This window comes from Acinetobacter sp. FDAARGOS_494, from assembly GCF_003812225.1.
Lineage (GTDB): Bacteria > Pseudomonadota > Gammaproteobacteria > Pseudomonadales > Moraxellaceae > Acinetobacter > Acinetobacter baumannii.
Genome location: NZ_CP033866.1, coordinates 1,284,250 through 1,301,536, shown reverse-complemented (window position 1 = coordinate 1,301,536; position 17,287 = coordinate 1,284,250). Strand labels below are relative to the sequence as shown.

At 38.2% G+C, this 17,287-nt stretch carries 15 protein-coding genes; 10 read left to right on the top strand and 5 right to left on the bottom strand.

What is annotated here, in order from left to right:
• Window positions 1-171: 171 nt before the first annotated feature.
• The 3 genes from sodC to EG365_RS06315 all read right to left on the bottom strand — a co-directional run bounded on the left by sodC (window position 172) and on the right by EG365_RS06315 (window position 2,748).
• A complete protein-coding gene (gene sodC / locus EG365_RS06325) occupies window positions 172-747 on the bottom strand; it encodes a superoxide dismutase family protein (RefSeq protein WP_001143890.1) in 576 nt (191 codons plus the stop codon).
• Between the two features lie 115 nt (window positions 748-862).
• The gene (locus tag EG365_RS06320; protein WP_000553809.1) at window positions 863-1,981 is read right to left on the bottom strand and encodes an AI-2E family transporter; all 1,119 of its coding nucleotides are present in this window, start codon (window positions 1,979-1,981) and stop codon (window positions 863-865) included.
• A gap of 122 nt (window positions 1,982-2,103) precedes the next feature.
• A complete protein-coding gene (locus EG365_RS06315) occupies window positions 2,104-2,748 on the bottom strand; it encodes a ParA family protein (protein ID WP_000849145.1) in 645 nt (214 codons plus the stop codon).
• A 158-nt stretch (window positions 2,749-2,906) separates the two neighbouring features.
• On the opposite strand from EG365_RS06315, the gene EG365_RS06310 reads away from it, so the two are divergent.
• Together EG365_RS06310 and EG365_RS06305 are read left to right on the top strand one after the other, a co-directional pair.
• Window positions 2,907-3,374: a Holliday junction resolvase-like protein gene (locus tag EG365_RS06310; protein ID WP_000118035.1), complete on the top strand. Its 468-nt coding sequence runs from the start codon at window positions 2,907-2,909 to the stop codon at window positions 3,372-3,374.
• Window positions 3,375-3,513: 139 nt separating this feature from the next.
• Window positions 3,514-4,077 (top strand): hypothetical protein, encoded by a 564-nt coding sequence (locus tag EG365_RS06305; protein WP_000744752.1) that lies wholly within the window; start codon window positions 3,514-3,516, stop codon window positions 4,075-4,077.
• Between the two features lie 49 nt (window positions 4,078-4,126).
• Here the strand turns inward: EG365_RS06305 and EG365_RS06300 are convergent, their stop codons facing one another.
• Together EG365_RS06300 and EG365_RS06295 are read right to left on the bottom strand one after the other, a co-directional pair.
• Window positions 4,127-4,660 carry a hypothetical protein gene (locus EG365_RS06300; RefSeq protein ID WP_000915013.1) on the bottom strand — a complete coding sequence of 178 codons (534 nt, stop codon included), beginning with the start codon at window positions 4,658-4,660 and terminating at the stop codon, window positions 4,127-4,129.
• A gap of 15 nt (window positions 4,661-4,675) precedes the next feature.
• Window positions 4,676-5,470, bottom strand: coding sequence for a class I SAM-dependent methyltransferase (locus tag EG365_RS06295; protein WP_000194473.1), 795 nt, complete (start codon window positions 5,468-5,470; stop codon window positions 4,676-4,678).
• 127 nt (window positions 5,471-5,597) lie between these two features.
• On the opposite strand from EG365_RS06295, the gene EG365_RS06290 reads away from it, so the two are divergent.
• The 8 genes from EG365_RS06290 to astE all read left to right on the top strand — a co-directional run bounded on the left by EG365_RS06290 (window position 5,598) and on the right by astE (window position 17,243).
• Entirely contained in the window at window positions 5,598-6,875 is a 1,278-nt protein-coding gene (locus EG365_RS06290; protein WP_000360736.1) for a hypothetical protein, read from the top strand.
• 413 nt (window positions 6,876-7,288) lie between these two features.
• Entirely contained in the window at window positions 7,289-8,722 is a 1,434-nt protein-coding gene (locus tag EG365_RS06285; protein WP_001191140.1) for an amino acid permease, read from the top strand.
• A gap of 1,023 nt (window positions 8,723-9,745) precedes the next feature.
• Entirely contained in the window at window positions 9,746-11,017 is a 1,272-nt protein-coding gene (locus tag EG365_RS06280; RefSeq protein WP_001281781.1) for a Glu/Leu/Phe/Val family dehydrogenase, read from the top strand.
• 144 nt (window positions 11,018-11,161) lie between these two features.
• Window positions 11,162-12,376, top strand: a complete 1,215-nt coding sequence (locus tag EG365_RS06275; protein WP_000437496.1) for an aspartate aminotransferase family protein — start codon at window positions 11,162-11,164, stop codon at window positions 12,374-12,376.
• Between the two features lie 18 nt (window positions 12,377-12,394).
• On the top strand, window positions 12,395-13,426 hold the full coding sequence (astA, locus tag EG365_RS06270) for an arginine N-succinyltransferase (protein ID WP_000973732.1): 1,032 nt from the start codon (window positions 12,395-12,397) through the stop codon (window positions 13,424-13,426).
• Window positions 13,426-14,895 (top strand): succinylglutamate-semialdehyde dehydrogenase, encoded by a 1,470-nt coding sequence (gene astD / locus EG365_RS06265; RefSeq protein WP_000071649.1) that lies wholly within the window; start codon window positions 13,426-13,428, stop codon window positions 14,893-14,895. Before astA ends, astD begins: the two co-directional genes overlap by 1 nt.
• 17 nt (window positions 14,896-14,912) lie before the next feature.
• Window positions 14,913-16,256: an N-succinylarginine dihydrolase gene (gene astB / locus EG365_RS06260; protein WP_000679445.1), complete on the top strand. Its 1,344-nt coding sequence runs from the start codon at window positions 14,913-14,915 to the stop codon at window positions 16,254-16,256.
• 12 nt (window positions 16,257-16,268) lie between these two features.
• Window positions 16,269-17,243, top strand: a complete 975-nt coding sequence (astE, locus tag EG365_RS06255; protein ID WP_001150826.1) for a succinylglutamate desuccinylase — start codon at window positions 16,269-16,271, stop codon at window positions 17,241-17,243.
• Window positions 17,244-17,287: the final 44 nt, after the last annotated feature.

Here is a 17,287-nt window from a genome sequence, read left to right as displayed (position 1 = left end):
TACGTGACAATTGGTATTTAAATTTTTATTACTTGAAAAATATTATGCGTTTTGTTTAAAAAAGTCAGTTTATTTTTTAAGATTTTATAATAATTAATTAGTCTAAGTTGCTTAATAAAATAGCAAAATTGTGGATATCTTTTTAGATACCCACAATTTAAAAAAAAGCACTTATTTGATTACACCACATGCGATTCGCGCTCCGCCACCACCTAGAGGCAGAGGAGAATCTGAATAGTTATCACCACCAGCATGGATCATGATAGCGCGACCTTGAATGTCAGCAAGTTTTAAACGTGGTGCAATAACAGCAGTTGTAGCTACACCAGTATTGTCAACGACTAATGCTGGTAAATCGCCTAAATGCCCGGTAGTTGGCGTACCATGATGAGGGGCTTGGTTAGGGTTATAGTGGCTACCAGCAGCTAAAGCAGCGCCTGGTTTTCCATCTTTAACAGCAGGGGCACAAGATGGATTTTCATGAATGTGGAAACCGCGAGTACCACTTGGTAAATCTGCTAAAGCAGGAGTAATGATTAAGCCCTTATCACTATCTTGAAAGCTAATCGTACCAAGTTTTTTACCTATACCATTGGCTGTCACTTCATTAACATCCACCACTTTTTTAGTATGCATTGTGGTAAGTGCATGGGCTGTATCAGATACAGTCTTACTTACCGTGCTACAACCGACCGTTAATAAAGCTGTCAGTGCACATACTGCACCAATTTTATTAAATACTGGCATTATAGATATCCTTATAACTATAAATCTGATTTTTTTATTCAAGCAAAGGTGCGTGAACCCTACAAGTTAATTTAAATAGTCACTTTGTATCTTGAAATATTTTTAAATTATTAGCTTAGTTTTTAGATGGTGGTAAATCATCATCTGAATCATAAATCATGGTTGTTTTTGGCATGGGTTCAGGGTCAATCGTCTCATGAAGCCATTCACGCCAAATCGCTAATAAAACAGCTAAAATAACAGGGCCAATAAATAGACCAACTAAACCAAAACTTGCAATACCACCCAATACACCGAACATAATCAATAAAAACGGAATTTGAGTCGCACCAGAGATTACAAGTGGACGGATCACGTTGTCTGAACTACTTACAATCAGCACACCCCATAAGATGACGCCAATAGCTTCCATGGTTTGACCTTGAGAAAACAACCATAGACCAACACCTAAGTAGGAAACAGGAGTACCAAACGGAATTAGGGCTAATAAGAACGTTGCAATGGTGAGAACCATTGGGTTAGGTACACCAGCGACGAAATAACTTAATCCAGCCAGTACTGCTTGAGCAATTGCAGTTAAACCCACGCCATACACAACGGCACGTGTTGTTTCTGAAATTGTGTCGAGATAATGATGAATACGTGGCCCAATCACCATTTCCAAGGCTTTACTCACTTGGGTTAAGATCGTGTGGCCATCACGATAAAAGAAGAAAAGACTTAAAATCGCAAAACAAAGTTTGACGATATTTTTACTAATTTCATTTAATAACACACGCCCATAACTTAAATGGCTTTGTACCCAAGCTGCAATATTCTGAATAGTACTATTAGGGTCTGTGTTAATTTCGTTGAGTGTACGAGATATTTCTTTACCAATAAACGGAAGATTACGAATAAAATCGGGAACGCTTAAATGACCTGAAAAGACTTGACGCTGTAAATCAAAATAAAGGTTGCGACCTTCATGTTGTAGAATAAAAATAGCACATGTAAATGGCACGCCAACAATTAAAATGACTAAGCTAATCATAACTGTAGCGTTTAAATTATTTCGGTTTTCACCAAAAAAATGCTGAATTCTTAAATAAATCGGCCAAGTCATGTAGGCAATAATGGCAGCCCAAAGTACAGGTACAATAAAGTACTTCAGGATGTTAAATCCTAAAAAGATCAGGATAAAAAACAGCCCAAACAATAAAACGCGCTGTAAAGTAGGAGCGTATGGATGCACGAACAAAATTCTCTAATTTTTAAAATAGAATAAGGTCATATTAACTGAAAAATGACCTGAGACAAATTTTAGGCAGGTGTGCTCATTTCTGCATCTTGCCCACCTAAAATAAAGAGATGGTTTTAGAACCACTCAGATTTATCTTCAATCAGTTTATTTAAAAGAGGCTGCCACTGGCTTTGAATTGCAATAAAGTTCTTTTGTGGTTTATCAAATACACTTAAACCTTGCATTGCTAAACTGCCATAAGCACTACGCTCTGCAATCCATGCAATAGGTTCATGTTCGATTTTTTCAAAAAATTGCTGAATATCTTTTGAGCTGGCGCTGTTCGGTTTAACTCGGTTTGCAAGTAGTAAAATTTGTACTTTACCTTTACGAATACGTTTAATATCTTGCAAATGCTTGAGAAAACGTCGTGTACTGTCGATATCGAAAAATGAAGGCTGAAGTGGAGTAATAATCGCATGGGCTTCGCTGACTAATTGTTCAGCATGATCACCTGAAAGGGCACCCGGTGCATCAATAATTAAATAGTCTAAATTTTTAGGTGCATCACCAATTGATTTTTCTTGACGCCAGTCGAGGCTTTGAATTACAGCTACGTTATCTGGACGTTGTTTTAACCATTGTAAGGAAGATTTCTGGTTGTCAGAATCTGCCAATGCTACTTTATATCCTTTTTGTGCCAAAGCTGTTGCCAACGTAATGGCTGTCATGGTTTTTCCGCATCCGCCCTTTTGATTTGCAATAAGTATCGTTTTCATAAATTCAGTTATATTCAGCAGCACACTTGTTCTACTTATACCTTAGCATCTTTTTATGTGAAGTAGATGACTGCCTTTGACAAAAGTTTAAGCTACTCCCTAATTTTAGATATGATTGCTCATCTATCGCGATGATGTGTATTTGTTAAGGAAAATTTATGTCCGTATGGCTGGCCATGCTTATTGGTGCTGGTATTGGTATTATTATCACGACGCTCATTTTATCAAATACCCGTAATGGCCGAATCAAGGCTGAATACGAGCAATATATTGCCGAGTTGGAGCTTGAGCATCAACAAGCCCTTGCCCAAGCACAAAAGAGAAGTGTGAATACGAGCCGCGCCGTATTAAAAGGAAAAATGGCAGAACAATTTGCGCCGGTCTTGCCGGAGTTTCAGTATTTGCCAAGTGATGCCAAGTTTATGGGCGACCCGGTTGATTATATTATTTTCGATGGCTATACCGATTTTCGAGATGGAGACGGAACTGCCGATGATATTCAAATTATTTTGCTGGATGTCAAAAGTGGAGGGGCACGTTTAACAAAGGGGCAGCAAGCAATTGCTCAGGCAATTAAGGAAGGGAAAGTTCGCTTTGAAACTTTAAGAATAGATTTTGAAGATTAATAATCTATTTAATTAGGCACAAAAATAGACGAAATTGATCTGTATTGTTACTAAATTCCGATATTTTTTTCATACCTTAGAGCTACCATAAAACGAAGATCTAATGAATTTGATCTAGCAATATTTGAGGTATAAAGCGATGAAAAAACAACGTTTGATGATAGCTTTGCTGGCGACTTTAGGCATGGGTTCAGCACTTGCATCAACCTCGAGTGAATACAATATTGCCAATGGCTTGCTTCCAGTTGAAAAAGATCAATCAATTTCTGTATTACAACCATTTCAGGGAAATTTTAGGATTTTAGGTTCAAAAATTTATCACAATGATGAGCAAGCCAAATTTTCACCGATTGATTATGCGGTAAGTTGGGGTTTATTTGCTCAACCTGAAATCGCGCGACATATTTCAGTGAAACAATATGACCGCTATTTAAACTGGAAAATAGCAAAACTTCCTGTACCAGCTGAGCAAGCAATGCAGATGGTATCGAATATGCACATTATTCCTGCAAACCCTGAAATCGCCCAACAAATTAAGCAAGTTAAGCGTGGTGATTTGGTTTATTTAAAAGGTGATCTGGTTGAAATCAAAGATAAAGATTTGGTTTGGAAGTCATCTTTGACCCCAACTGATACCGGCGATGGTGCATGTGAACTCTTCCGTGTTCAATCCATTCACTGGGTTGAAAAACAAAATATTTAAATTAAAAAAGCCTTCTTTATAAGAAGGCTTTTTATTGCATGCAGTTAAATTAATGCTGCTGTGAGGCTTTCCAGTACTTTAACTGATTTTGTGCTTGTAAATAGTCAGCAAGCTGTTTGACCTGCTCATCTTTACTTGCCTGCTTATCACTAAAGTTCTTTTCTTGGTTTTCCCAATATTGATAGAGTAAGCCCTGAATATAACGACCTTGTTCAGTTTTTAAATCGAGATCTTTTAACATGGTTAATGATGAACGCACGTTATCAAGTGTACGTTTTTGTTCAAATTCTGCGGTGAGTGTGCCAGCCTCATGCAATTTTGCTAACTCATTTTCCATCTCGTCACTCATTTCAGTAAAGCGGTGATCGTAATCTTCTAGTAGTGCAATATCATGAGCGTCATCCGCAGTAGCTGGGAATTTCTTCACTGGTCTTTCATTGAGTTTTTCTAAGACCTGATCGGTAGATGAACTTGTATGAGATTGTTCAGTCTTTGCTGGCTCATCTGCTTTTTTACAAGCCGTCAATAATAGGCTAGAGCTGAGCAAAGACATTAAGATGATATGAGGCGTTTTTTTTAACATAGCTTTCAACCGAACCTATTCTCTATGATTTGACGACGTACTTTTTTGAAAATGATATGCATATGTAATATATGGAAAAACAATCTGATCTTGTGGGCCTAACCCAGTAAAATCATAAACAATTTTTTCAAACTTAGCTTTGAGCTGTAGTTGATCTTTTTCAGTCATTGCTGCAATAAAACTTGTTGAAAGTAACCGTTTACTCACCACTTGTTCGACAGTACCATGCTGCGATTGCGAAAAAGTATTTAAATTGTCAAAAGTAAATAAATCTTGCTCTTCAAAAACCTTTTTCCACCTTTCACTATGGTAACGAGGTGTATCACCTTCAAGTGGTAGTAGAAAATCCGCTAAGGCTTTTACCCAGTCTGTACTTTCATCGCGCTGGTTCCAAACAAGTCCTAAATGTCCTTGAGGTTTTAATACTCGATGGATTTCGGTCAATGTTTCTATGTTGTCAAACCAATGAAAAGATTGGGCACAAATGACAGCATCAATTTGTTGGTCATTTACCGGAATATTGTGGCTAAAGGCTTGTATAGTTTTAATATCAGGATAGGCTTGCTGAAGCTGTTGTAACATCTCGCCAATTGGCTCTACTGCAGTAATATTGGCATGTGTCTGTTTTAAGTAAGGTAAGAATTTGCCAGTACCCGATCCAAGATCGATAACAGTAGAATTTTCATGGATTTGGAGCCGATCTTGTAGCCAACTTACTATTTCTACGGGATAATTTGGTCTAACTTGCTGATAAAGCTCAGCAGCAGAGCTGAAGCCTTTTTGAGCGGCAGGATGTAAGGATTGTGTCATATTTTGCGCTTTTTAATCTGACTGGCATCTATAAAATAAGATACTCCGCAATCATAAATTGGCAAAACACCTATTTTGTTTCATTTTTGACGATGTATGTGGGAGTAAATTTTCTTTCGGTGTGAGCATGGATAAGCAAATTATTTTTGAAGACGAACACATTAGAGCCATTTTTTTACAAGGCGATTCTAATATATTAGTTCTCTCTTTTGGCGATTTGATTACCCGGGCGAGTGGCTTATCTATCAATGCTGAAAAGTCTCTAATAAAGTACCAATACAGTGTTATTGGGGTGATGCCAAAACAAAAATCATGGTTCCCAAAGGCCAGTATGGTTGAGCTGGCAAAAGTCATTTTGCCTATTATTCAGCGTTTTAAAAATATTGTAGGTTATGGCGGCTCAATGGGCGGCTATGCAGCAATTAAATATTCGAATTTATTAAATATGAATCGAATCATTGCATTTGTGCCTCAGTATTCAATTGACCCTGAACAAGTTGAAGACCGACGCTATGCTGAGTTTTTCGATGCTGTCGCGAATAAAGACATGCAAATTCAGCCGCAAGATGTAGATGCAAGTCGTGAATACATTATTGTTTATGACCCTTACTTTTCAATTGATCGCGAACATTACTTAAAAATAAAAGAGATCTTACCAAGTTTACATACAATTCATTTGCCTTTTACAGGACATGAAGCTTTATCTGTATTGGCAAGCTCAAGCCTTTTACATGATTTTATTGAGCATGAATTTGATGAAACGTATTTCTATCAACAAGTTCGTAAAATCAAAAAACAAAGTAAGTTCTATTATCGTAATGTTCTTGCAAATGTGCTGACATACCATGACAGCATGTTATTGAAAATATTGCGTCAAAATGACTTTCAGTTAGATGAACGTTATTTAGACAATGCGCTTAAGCAAGCGGTCTCACGTAGTCTTATTAAAACAAAGCAAGCTACAGAGCAAGATTTTCAGAAGCTTGGAATTAAAATTCAGTATAGCCAGCAAGCTGAAAACCCTAAAAAAGGTTTTAAAAATCAATTTGAGGCAATACTAGTATTTAATTTGATTAATCTAAAGCTTGAAACCTATGCTGTAGATGTAGTGTTGGCAAACCCTTCATATTTGATTCCGATTGTGGCAGAGCACACTGGGGTTGTTCAGATTGAATTAAATAATGAACTTTATTTGTTAGGGATGAATGACCGAAAAATTATTAAATTGTTTAAACAGGGTGACGCACTCACTTCGGATATGAGTCCGTTTGTCATTAAACAATATTCTGATTTCTTTGCGTTAAGCTACAAGCAATTAAATTTAAATTGTGATGAACAAGGTGTTTGTGATTACGTTGAAGGTTCTGTTCAGCCATCTCAACAGTTTGTATTGACCAGCTACTAAGTCATTTCCTCGATTAAATAAAGCTCAAATCTTGAGATTTGAGCTTTATTTTTTGCTTAAAAAATATTTTTTTATCAATTTATTTGTATATAAAATTAAAAGTCATTATTTAAATAAATAGTGTCTCTAATTTTTAAATAAAGATAAAGCTAAAAGTAGGCATGGGGAATTAAGTGAAAAATTATTATATTTTAAAAAGTATGATTTTTTAATTTATATAAATTAAAGAAATGATGTAAGATTAATTAAAATACAATAATTATCCTAATAATTATTAATTGTTTGTTTTTAAAATATATTTTATTTGGTTGGCAAAAGATTGCTTAAAATAACTCCACTATTCAAAGATAATTGCATATTTATTTTTTTATCCTAAAATGATTTTTTACTAAATTGTCGTTACAGTTTTTTATATGCAATCATTAAATTATCGGAATAATGATGCATCGCAACATGGAAGTTCTGCACCTTTGAAACGAGCAATGAGTACTCGACATTTGGTGATGATCTCCCTTGGCGGTGCCATAGGTACAGGTCTTTTTCTTGGGTCTGGCGACGTAATCTCTCAAGCAGGTCCAATTGGCGCAATTATCTCTTATTTCTTGGGCGGTCTAATTGCCTATACCGTTATGCTGTGTCTCGGTGAGCTAGCGGTTCATGTCCCTGAGTCTGGCTCTTTTGGTGAATACGCACGGCGTTATATCGGTCCAGGTACGGGGTATATGATTACTTGGCTATATTGGCTGACTTGGACTGCAACTTTGGGGACTGAGTTTACCGCTGCGGCCCTGTTGGTTCAGGAGTGGTTTCCATCTACCTCGGTATGGGCTTGGACTCTTTTCTTTGGCGCCTTGGTTTTCTTTCTTAATGTAAGTTCAACCCGCTTATTTGCAGAGTCTGAATTTTGGTTGGCGCTTGTAAAAGTAATCACCATTATCTGTTTTATTGGTTTGGGGCTGCTTGCAATTTTCGGCTTTATTCCTTATCAGGGGCATGAAACAGCACCATTGTTCAGTAATTTGACTGCTCATGGTTGGTTCCCAAATGGTCTTTTCCCAATTTTTGCCACTATGCTTATCGTTAACTTTGCTTTTTCTGGCACAGAATTAATTGGGGTGGCGGCTGGCGAAGCTGAGAATCCAGCAAAAACAGTTCCTAAGGCAATTAATGCGGCTATTTGGCGCTTATTGATTTTCTTTGTTGGTACGATTGTAGTGATTAGTTCACTATTGCCATACCACCTAGCAGGTCTTAGTGCAAATGATGTGAGCAGTAGCCCATTTGTGACTGTATTTAATTACATTGGTATTCCGTATGCAGAGGATATTATCCGTTTCGTAATTATTACAGCTTTACTATCAGCTGCTAACTCGGGTTTATTTGCTGCATCACGTATGATGTGGTCGCTTTCAGCAAAAAATCAATTACCTAAAATTTTTGCGAAACTCACGCCGTCTGGAACACCTATTATTGCCATTATTGTGACAATGTTTGGTGCTATTCCAGGATTGCTTTCAGAACAATTTGCACCAGAAACAATTTTTAAAAATTTGTTGGGTGTTGCTGCTTTTACAATGGTTGTCGTTTGGATTGCAATTTGTATTTCGCAATTTAACTTCCGTAGACAGTGGTATAAGTCAGGAAAAACAGTAAAAGATCTACGTTTCGCTGCACCACTTTTTCCTCTTACTCCAATTGTAGGCGGGCTATTCTGTATAGTTACTTGTATCAGTATGGTATTTGATCCTTCTATGCAAGTGGGCTTTATCTGCTGCATTATTTTTATCTTGCTATGCTATGTCAGCTATTTCATCTTTTATCGTAAAAAAGATATAGCTCAAAACTAAGTCTTTTGCTTACTTGGTTGTGTTGATTGAAGGCTCCTTATGGGGCCTTTTTTCATGGGCGCAACTTGAGCTTTATATATTTTTTTTGAAAATGTTTTTTTTGTTTTGATAATAAAACCAAATATTGACACATAAATTAACCACTTGTCGGAATATTATTAATAGCTAATTATTATAAGTTTTTAAATAAGTATATGTTTATCATGGTTATTTAATAAAGAGATTGTTTAAATATTTATATATCTTTGTTTTGAATTAGAGAAACTGAATAAATATTATGAAAATTTATAGAAATTTTAAGAATTTTTTGAAATTTTTTGTTAATTAAGTCTTTGTTATTAAATGGTAATTTTTTAATCATTTTTAATTTTAATATTTTTTTAATTTCCATAAAATAAAATTATTATAGTGTAGTGTTTTTTTAGGTCTGGTTACTTTTTTATTATAAAAAATAGAGAAAATTGATTATTTTTTCTCTGCTTGTTTATTTTAAAATGTTCTAAATTAACTTGCTCTGTGCTATATTTACTTAAAGATTTTATGTCTATATGAAGGCTTGATTAACTCGCTTGAGTAGTGATGTGAAACTTGCAGTATTACTGAACAATTTTTATTTAAAAAGACTAATGGAGGGATCTATCGATTAGTCAAAAATAATTTTAGGGACTTATGGTTTTTTTGTTTCATGAACCCTAGTTCTTTTTAACTCCCAAACGGTTATGTCACCTCTTTTGTACTTATTTCCAGTCGACTTATTTGAGTTGGTTGCGGTGGAACTTTTGCTTTTATAAAGACTTTTTATAAATGGCAGATGAGGCAAAAGAATATTGTAAAAGATATCGATATATAAAAGTAAATCGTACTTTTGATATCACAAGATGGAATTTAAAAGGTCTAAAGCTTTAGAAGAGCTGAAGATTTTATAAATAAATCAAAACATTGTTATTGCAAGGTTTTGGTTGCTGAATAATAAAGACTGCAGATTTATCACATCTGAGTCTGTGTAGGTAGATAGGAAAAAAGATGTCAGATCTTTCATACGTAAACGAACATAGCGATGCATGGCAAACTTACTTGGCTCAAATTGACCGTGTAGCGCCATACTTAGAACATTTAGCTGATTATATCGATACTTTAAAACGTCCTAAGCGTGCGCTTATTGTGGACGTGCCAATTGTAATGGACGACGGTTCAATCCAGCACTTTGAAGGCTACCGTGTACAACACAACTTGTCTCGTGGTCCTGGTAAAGGTGGTGTTCGTTACCATCCAAATGTTGACTTAAATGAAGTGATGGCATTGTCTGCATGGATGACAATTAAAACTGCAGTTTTGAACTTGCCATTTGGTGGTGCAAAAGGTGGTATCCGTGTTGACCCACGTAAATTATCAAATCGTGAATTAGAGCGTTTAACTCGCCGTTATACGACTGAAATTGGTCACATTATCGGACCTCAAAAAGACATTCCTGCTCCAGACGTTGGTACAAATGCCAATATTATGGGTTGGATGATGGATACTTATTCTACTAGCCAAGGTCACACAGTGACGGGTGTTGTAACTGGTAAACCAGTTCACTTAGGCGGCTCTTTAGGTCGTGTGAAAGCAACTGGTCGCGGTGTATTCGTTACTGGTCGTGAAGTTGCTGCAAAAATCAACTTACCAATTGAAGGCGCAAAAGTTGCTGTTCAAGGTTTTGGTAATGTAGGTAGTGAAGCTGCTTTCTTATTTGTTGAATCAAAAGCAAAAATCACTCACGTTCAAGACCACACTGGCACAATTTTCAATGCTGATGGTATTGATCTTGTTGCGCTACGTGATCACGTAAATGCAAACCAAGGTGTTGGTGGTTTTGCTGGTGCACAAGCAATTGCAGATGAAGATTTCTGGACTGCAGAAGTAGACATCATTATTCCTGCTGCATTAGAAGGCCAAATTACAGTTGAGCGTGCTGAAAAACTTAAAGCTAAGTTGATTTTAGAAGGCGCGAACGGCCCGACTTATCCTAAAGCTGAAGATGTATTGGTTGAGCGTGGCATTGTTGTAGTTCCTGACGTGGTATGTAACGCCGGCGGTGTAACTGTAAGTTACTTCGAATGGGTTCAAGACATGGCGAGCTACTTCTGGAGCGAAGAAGAAATCAACGAGCGTTTAGACAAGTTGATGGTTCAAGCAATGGATGACGTTTGGAATACAGCGAACAAGAATGCTTGTACTTTACGTACAGCAGCTTACATCTTGGCATGTGAGCGTATCTTAAAAGCTCGTAAAGAACGCGGTATTTTCCCAGGCTAATCTGAGGAAACTACCTTTTAGGAAAGGTGGGCCGAGCAAATATAAAGGATGTTATAGGATTATTTGTTCGGTCCCTTTTTCTAAATGAATTAAATTAAAGACAGTAAGACAGATTAAATAAATTAAATAGATACTGAGGTAAGCATGGAACAGCCAATTTCTGTAACTCGAAGCAACTTTAATGACTGGATGGTTCCAGTATTTGCACCGGCAAATTTCATTCCGGTACGTGGTGAAGGTTCACGTATCTGGGATCAAGAAAATAAAGAATATATCGATTTTGCAGGCGGGATTGCAGTAAATGCATTAGGTCATGCGCATCCAGTGGCAGTCAATGCGTTAACAGAACAAGCAAAAAAACTTTGGCATGTCGGTAACGGTTATACAAATGAACCCGTTCTACGCCTTGCAAAACAACTCACTGAAAATACATTTGCAGACAAGGTTTTCTTCTGTAACTCAGGTGCAGAAGCGAATGAAGCAGCTTTAAAACTTGCGCGTAAAGTTGGACTCGACAGCGGTGTTGCAGGTAAAAGTGGCATTGTGGCATTTAACAATGCTTTCCACGGCCGTACTTTATTTACCGTTTCGGCAGGTGGCCAACCAAAATATTCACAAGACTTTGCACCACTTCCAAACGGTATTAGCCATGTTGCTTATAATGATTTAGAAGCGGCTAAAGCAGTCATAAATGAACAAACTTGTGCAGTAATTGTAGAGCCTGTGCAAGGTGAGGGTGGGGTTATTCCTGCTGATATCGAATTTTTAAAAGGTTTACGTGAACTGTGTGATCAGTTCGGTGCCTTACTTATTTTTGATGAAGTACAAACTGGTGTGGGCCGTACAGGTGCACTTTATGCCTACATGAACTACGGTGTGATTCCGGATGTACTTACGACTGCAAAAGCATTGGGCGGTGGTTTCCCGGTCGGTGCAATGTTAACAACTGATAAGTTTGCTCCGCATTTTTCTGTCGGTACACATGGTACAACTTACGGTGGTAACCCGTTAGCAAGTGCAGTTGCAGGTGCAGTTTTTGAGTTTATTAATACACCAGAAGTACTTGAAGGCGTGAAACACCGTCATCAATATTTCCTTGATGCATTAAATACTTTAAATGCTGAATATCAAGTATTTGATGAAATTCGTGGTCAAGGTTTATTGATTGGCTGTGTACTAAAAGCTGAATATGCAGGTAAAGCGAAAGATATTACCACATGGGCAGGCGAAGAAGGATTACTCGCTTTAATCGCAGGACCTAACGTGGTTCGTTTCACTCCTTCTCTAATTATTCCTGAACAAGATATTGATGAAGGGATTGCTCGTTTAAAAAGAGCTTTGGCAAAGTTGGCTAAATAAAAAAAAGGAAAGCTAGCCATGATGATTGTCCGTCATGCCGAGTTTCGAGACCTTGAAGATATTTATAAATTAGCAGGTAAGTCAGGTGTTGGCCTGACTTCCTTGCCACAAAATATGGATACGCTTTCGGCTCGAATTTCACGTACTCGCAATACTTTAAATGGCAATGTTCATAAGAGTGAACAGGGATATTTGTTTGTTCTGGAAGATACCGAAGCTCAACGTGTTATTGGTGTAAGTGCAATTGAGGTTGCGGTAGGTTTAATTGAACCTTGGTACAACTTTCATGTGGGAACACAAGTACACGCTTCAAAAGCACTAAATGTTTATAAGTCATTACCGACTTTATTTTTAAGTAATGACAGAACAGGAAGTAGTGAGCTCTGTACATTATTTTTAGATCCGGAACGCCGTGAAAATCAAAACGGTAAATTTTTATCGAAAATCCGTTTTATGTTTATCGCAGCATTTAAGCAATATTTTGAGAAAAAATTAATTGCGGAAATGCGTGGCTACTCTGATGAAAATGGATGTTCACCTTTTTGGGATGCGATTGGGCACCATTTTTTCAATATGGATTTCTCAACTGCAGACTATTTAAGTGGTATTGGCCAAAAAGTTTTTATTGCCGAGCTGATGCCACGTTTTCCAGTCTATGTTGACCTTTTGCCAAAAGATGCGCAAGAAGTGATTGGAAAAATGCATCCACATACTTTGCCTGCTTATCATGTGCTTGAATCAGAAGGTTTACGTTATCAAGGATATGTCGATATTTTTGATGCGGGTCCAACTATTGAAGCGAATATTGATGAGTTGCGTGCAGTCAAAGAAAGTCAACTCTTAAACGTCAAAATTACTAATGAGGCAACAGTGGGTAAAACACAATACCTTGTTGCCAATGATAATTACCACGACTATCGGGCCATGTTATTGAAGCTTGATCTCGTAGATAACACTTTAAATTTAACGCATGAACAAGCTGAAAAACTCGGTGTACAAGAAGGTCACGCTGTTCGTGTTTTATCACTAAATCCTATGGAAGTATCCTGATGTCAAACTCTTTATTTATAAACGGTGTCTGGTTACAAGGCAGCGGTACAACATTTGTAAAAACAAACCCGGTTGATAACCAAACTGTATGGTCAGGCGCTGAAGCTACGGCTAGTGATGTTGAGAAAGCTTGCCAAGCTGCTCGTACAGCATTCCCAGCGTGGGCGCGTTTACCTTTTGCTGAGCGTGTGGCGATTGTAGAAAAGTTTGCAGCTTTGCTTGAAGAAAATAAAAAGCATTTAGCGGAAGTGATTAGCCAAGAAACCAGTAAACCTTTTTGGGAAACATTAACTGAAGTTCAGTCAATGATTGGCAAGGTTGCAATTTCGATTCGTGCTTATCACCAACGTACCGGTGAAAGCTCAACTGAAATGGCAGATGGTGTGGCATCTTTACGTCACCGCCCACATGGCGTACTTGCAGTTTTTGGTCCATATAACTTCCCGGGCCACTTGCCGAACGGACATATTGTTCCTGCGTTACTTGCTGGTAACACAGTTGTATTCAAACCAAGTGAATTAACGCCTTGGACTGCTGAAGAAACTGTAAAACTCTGGCAACAAGCCGGTTTGCCAAATGGTGTAATGAATTTGGTGCAAGGTGGTCGTACCACGGGTGAAGCGCTAGCTGCCTCACATGAAATTGATGGCCTGTTATTTACCGGAAGCGCAAACACAGGTTATCACCTACACAAACAAATGGCGGGTGCTCCTGAGAAAATTCTTGCGCTTGAAATGGGCGGCAATAATGCATTGATTATCGATGAAATCGAAAATATGGATGCTGTTGTTAACCTCACTATTCAATCTGCATTTGTTTCGGCAGGGCAGCGTTGTACATGTGCGCGCCGTATCTTGGTAAAAAATAGTGCGCAAGGCGATGCATTTATTCAACGTTTTGTTGAGGTTGCTAAAAACTTAAAAGTTGGCCGTTGGAATGATGAGCAACAACCATTTATGGGCGGCGTAATTTCATCGGCTGCTGCAACAAACATGATGAATGCCCAGCAAAAGTTGCTTGAGCTTGGTGCAAAAAGCTTGTTGCCAATGACACGTCCTCAAGAAGACAGCTCATTACTTACTCCAGGCATTATTGACGTAACAGGTGTGGCGGGTATTCCAGATGAAGAATATTTCGGTCCGCTTACCACTATTCAGCGTTATGACAGTTTTGATGAAGCATTAAAAATTGCCAATGCAACTCGTTTCGGCTTGTCAGTTGGATTAGTTTCTCCAAAACGTGAATTGTTTGATGACTTACTCATTGAAGCACGTGCCGGAATTGTGAACTGGAACAAACCATTAACAGGAGCATCGAGTGCAGCACCATTTGGTGGTGTAGGAGCTTCAGGTAATCACCGTGCGAGTGCATTTTATGCTGCTGACTACTGTGCTTGGCCAATGGCTTCACTCGAAAGTGAAAGCTTGACGTTGCCAGAAAAATTATCTCCAGGGATTGTGTTGCCTTAACACTAGGGAAAGAAAAAATGAAAGGATATGAAGTAAATTTTGATGGTTTAGTGGGACCAACACATCACTATGCGGGTTTGTCTTTTGGTAATGAAGCATCGACCAAAAACCGCAATAATTTGTCTAATCCAAAATTGGCGGCGAAACAAGGCTTATTAAAAATGAAAGCTTTGGCTGATATGGGCATGAAACAAGGTGTACTTGCTCCGCATGAGCGTCCACATGTTCCGATGTTACGCCGTTTAGGTTTTACTGGAGATGACATTAGTGTTGTGGCTCAAGCAATGCGTTATTCACCAGAGCTACTGTCATCTTTAAGCTCAGCTTCTCCAATGTGGACTGCAAATGCTGCGACAGTTTCACCTTCGGCTGATAGCCAAGATGAGCGTGTGCATTTTACTGCGGCTAACCTGAACAATAAATTTCACCGTTCAATTGAAGCTGAAACTACAAGCCAAGTTTTACAAGCGATCTTTAAAAATGAACGTCATTTTGTACACCATGAAGCTTTACCGCAAGTGGCTTTGTTCGGTGATGAAGGAGCAGCAAATCACAATCGTTTAGGTGGTGATTATGCTAAACGTGGTATTCAGGTGTTTGTTTATGGTCAACAACATTTAAATAATGGCTTACCGGGACCAAAACGTTATCCGGCTCGTCAAACGCGTGAGGCAAGTGAAGCAATTGCACGTTTGCACCGTTTAGATGATGCACATACTGTTTTTGTTCAGCAAAATCCGGATGTAATTGATCAGGGCGTTTTCCATAACGATGTGATCGCGGTAAGTAACCAGCAGGTTTTATTCCATCATCAACATGCCTTTTTAAATCAAGATCAGGCCTTTGCTGAAATTCGTCAAAAAATGGCAAGCATCGGTGAAGACTTTATTTCAATTGAAGTGCCTGAAAACCGTGTGACTGTGGACGATGCTGTTGCAACATATTTATTTAATAGTCAGATTTTGACTCGTCCAGATGGCGGAATGACCATTGTTGTGCCTGAAGAGTCTCGCCAAAATGCTGCAGTGTGGAGCTATTTGAATGACATGATTCAAATGGGTACACCAATTGATGCAATTCAGGTTTATGACTTGCGTGAAAGTATGCGTAACGGTGGTGGTCCGGCTTGTTTACGTTTACGTGTAGCATTAAATGAAACCGAATTAAATGCCGTAAATCCCAAAGTTCTCATGAATGATCAATTGTTTATGACACTTAATCAGTGGGTAGATAAACACTATCGTGATCGTTTAGCACAAGAAGATTTGGCAGATCCGCATTTACTCATGGAAAGCCGTATGGCACTTGATGAACTGACTAAAATTTTAGGTTTAGGTTCGGTTTATCCTTTCCAAAAATAATGAGGAGGTGACATGCAAGATTTTCTAGCATTAACCTTACAAGGTGAGCAACCTGCAACGCGTGAGGGAAAACAAGCAAATTTTTCTTGGCGTTGGTTAGGTGAGGGACTTCTTGAATGTACACCACATGCGCAGTACGACAAAGCTGTCGTACTGTCAGCTGGAGTACATGGAAATGAAACGGCACCAATTGAATTGCTATCTCATCTTTGCACCGTTTTATTTGCCGGGCGTTTAAAGCTTGCGGTGAGATTATTGCTTGTATTGGGTAATCCCTATGCGATGCGTCAAGGCAAGCGTTATGTACATGACGATGTAAACCGTATGTTCTGTGGTGGGTATAAAAATCTGCCTGTAACTGAAGAATCTAAGCGTGCTGAGGTTTTAGAGCAGACTGTTGCCACTTTCTTTCAGGAAAGTTCGAGTCAGGCAAAACGTTATCATTATGATTTGCACACAGCAATTCGGGCTTCATTATTACCAACATTTGCTTTATTTCCATATCAAACGCATAGCTATGATGCTGATCTAACGGCAAGTCTTGAAGCAGCTGATTTGGATGCTTTGGTTTATCATAATGCGGTAGGTAAAACGTTTACCCATTTTACGAGTGAGAATTTTAAGGCGGCGAGTGCAACTTTAGAGTTAGGCAAAGCATTGCCATTTGGTCAAAATGACTTGAGTCAATTTGCTTCAATTGATGAAGTCATTCGTAACGTGGTTTCTGAGCAAGCTTTACCAGTGCGTAATAAACCAAAAATTCGTGTGTTTCAGGTATCTGACTCTTTAATAAAAAGAGATGAAGAGTTCCACATGAATTTATCTGCTGAGGCTCCAAACTTTTCAACTTTTACTAAAGGCGAAATCATTGCGACTCAGCCTTCTGGTAACTATGTAGTTGAACAAGATCAGGTCTGGATTTTATTTCCAAACCCGAATGTGAAGATCGGTTTACGTGCAGGCTTGGTTTTAACTGAAACAATCTGAATAATTAATTTTAGACAAATAAAAAAAGGGCGATGAATCGCCCT

Excerpts from the sequence above, each read along its gene's own strand:
- astA (WP_000973732.1), top strand. The coding sequence starts at position 12,395 with ATGATGATTGTCCGTCATGCCGAGTTTCGAGACCTTGAAGATATTTAT.
- EG365_RS06290 (WP_000360736.1), top strand. The coding sequence starts at position 5,598 with ATGGATAAGCAAATTATTTTTGAAGACGAACACATTAGAGCCATTTTT.
- astD (WP_000071649.1), top strand. The coding sequence starts at position 13,426 with ATGTCAAACTCTTTATTTATAAACGGTGTCTGGTTACAAGGCAGCGGT.
- astB (WP_000679445.1), top strand. The coding sequence starts at position 14,913 with ATGAAAGGATATGAAGTAAATTTTGATGGTTTAGTGGGACCAACACAT.
- EG365_RS06315 (WP_000849145.1), bottom strand. The coding sequence starts at position 2,748 with ATGAAAACGATACTTATTGCAAATCAAAAGGGCGGATGCGGAAAAACC.
- EG365_RS06280 (WP_001281781.1), top strand. The coding sequence starts at position 9,746 with ATGTCAGATCTTTCATACGTAAACGAACATAGCGATGCATGGCAAACT.
- astE (WP_001150826.1), top strand. The coding sequence starts at position 16,269 with ATGCAAGATTTTCTAGCATTAACCTTACAAGGTGAGCAACCTGCAACG.
- EG365_RS06275 (WP_000437496.1), top strand. The coding sequence starts at position 11,162 with ATGGAACAGCCAATTTCTGTAACTCGAAGCAACTTTAATGACTGGATG.
- EG365_RS06300 (WP_000915013.1), bottom strand. The coding sequence starts at position 4,660 with ATGTTAAAAAAAACGCCTCATATCATCTTAATGTCTTTGCTCAGCTCT.
- EG365_RS06305 (WP_000744752.1), top strand. The coding sequence starts at position 3,514 with ATGAAAAAACAACGTTTGATGATAGCTTTGCTGGCGACTTTAGGCATG.
- sodC (WP_001143890.1), bottom strand. The coding sequence starts at position 747 with ATGCCAGTATTTAATAAAATTGGTGCAGTATGTGCACTGACAGCTTTA.
- EG365_RS06295 (WP_000194473.1), bottom strand. The coding sequence starts at position 5,470 with ATGACACAATCCTTACATCCTGCCGCTCAAAAAGGCTTCAGCTCTGCT.
- EG365_RS06310 (WP_000118035.1), top strand. The coding sequence starts at position 2,907 with ATGTCCGTATGGCTGGCCATGCTTATTGGTGCTGGTATTGGTATTATT.
- EG365_RS06285 (WP_001191140.1), top strand. The coding sequence starts at position 7,289 with ATGCAATCATTAAATTATCGGAATAATGATGCATCGCAACATGGAAGT.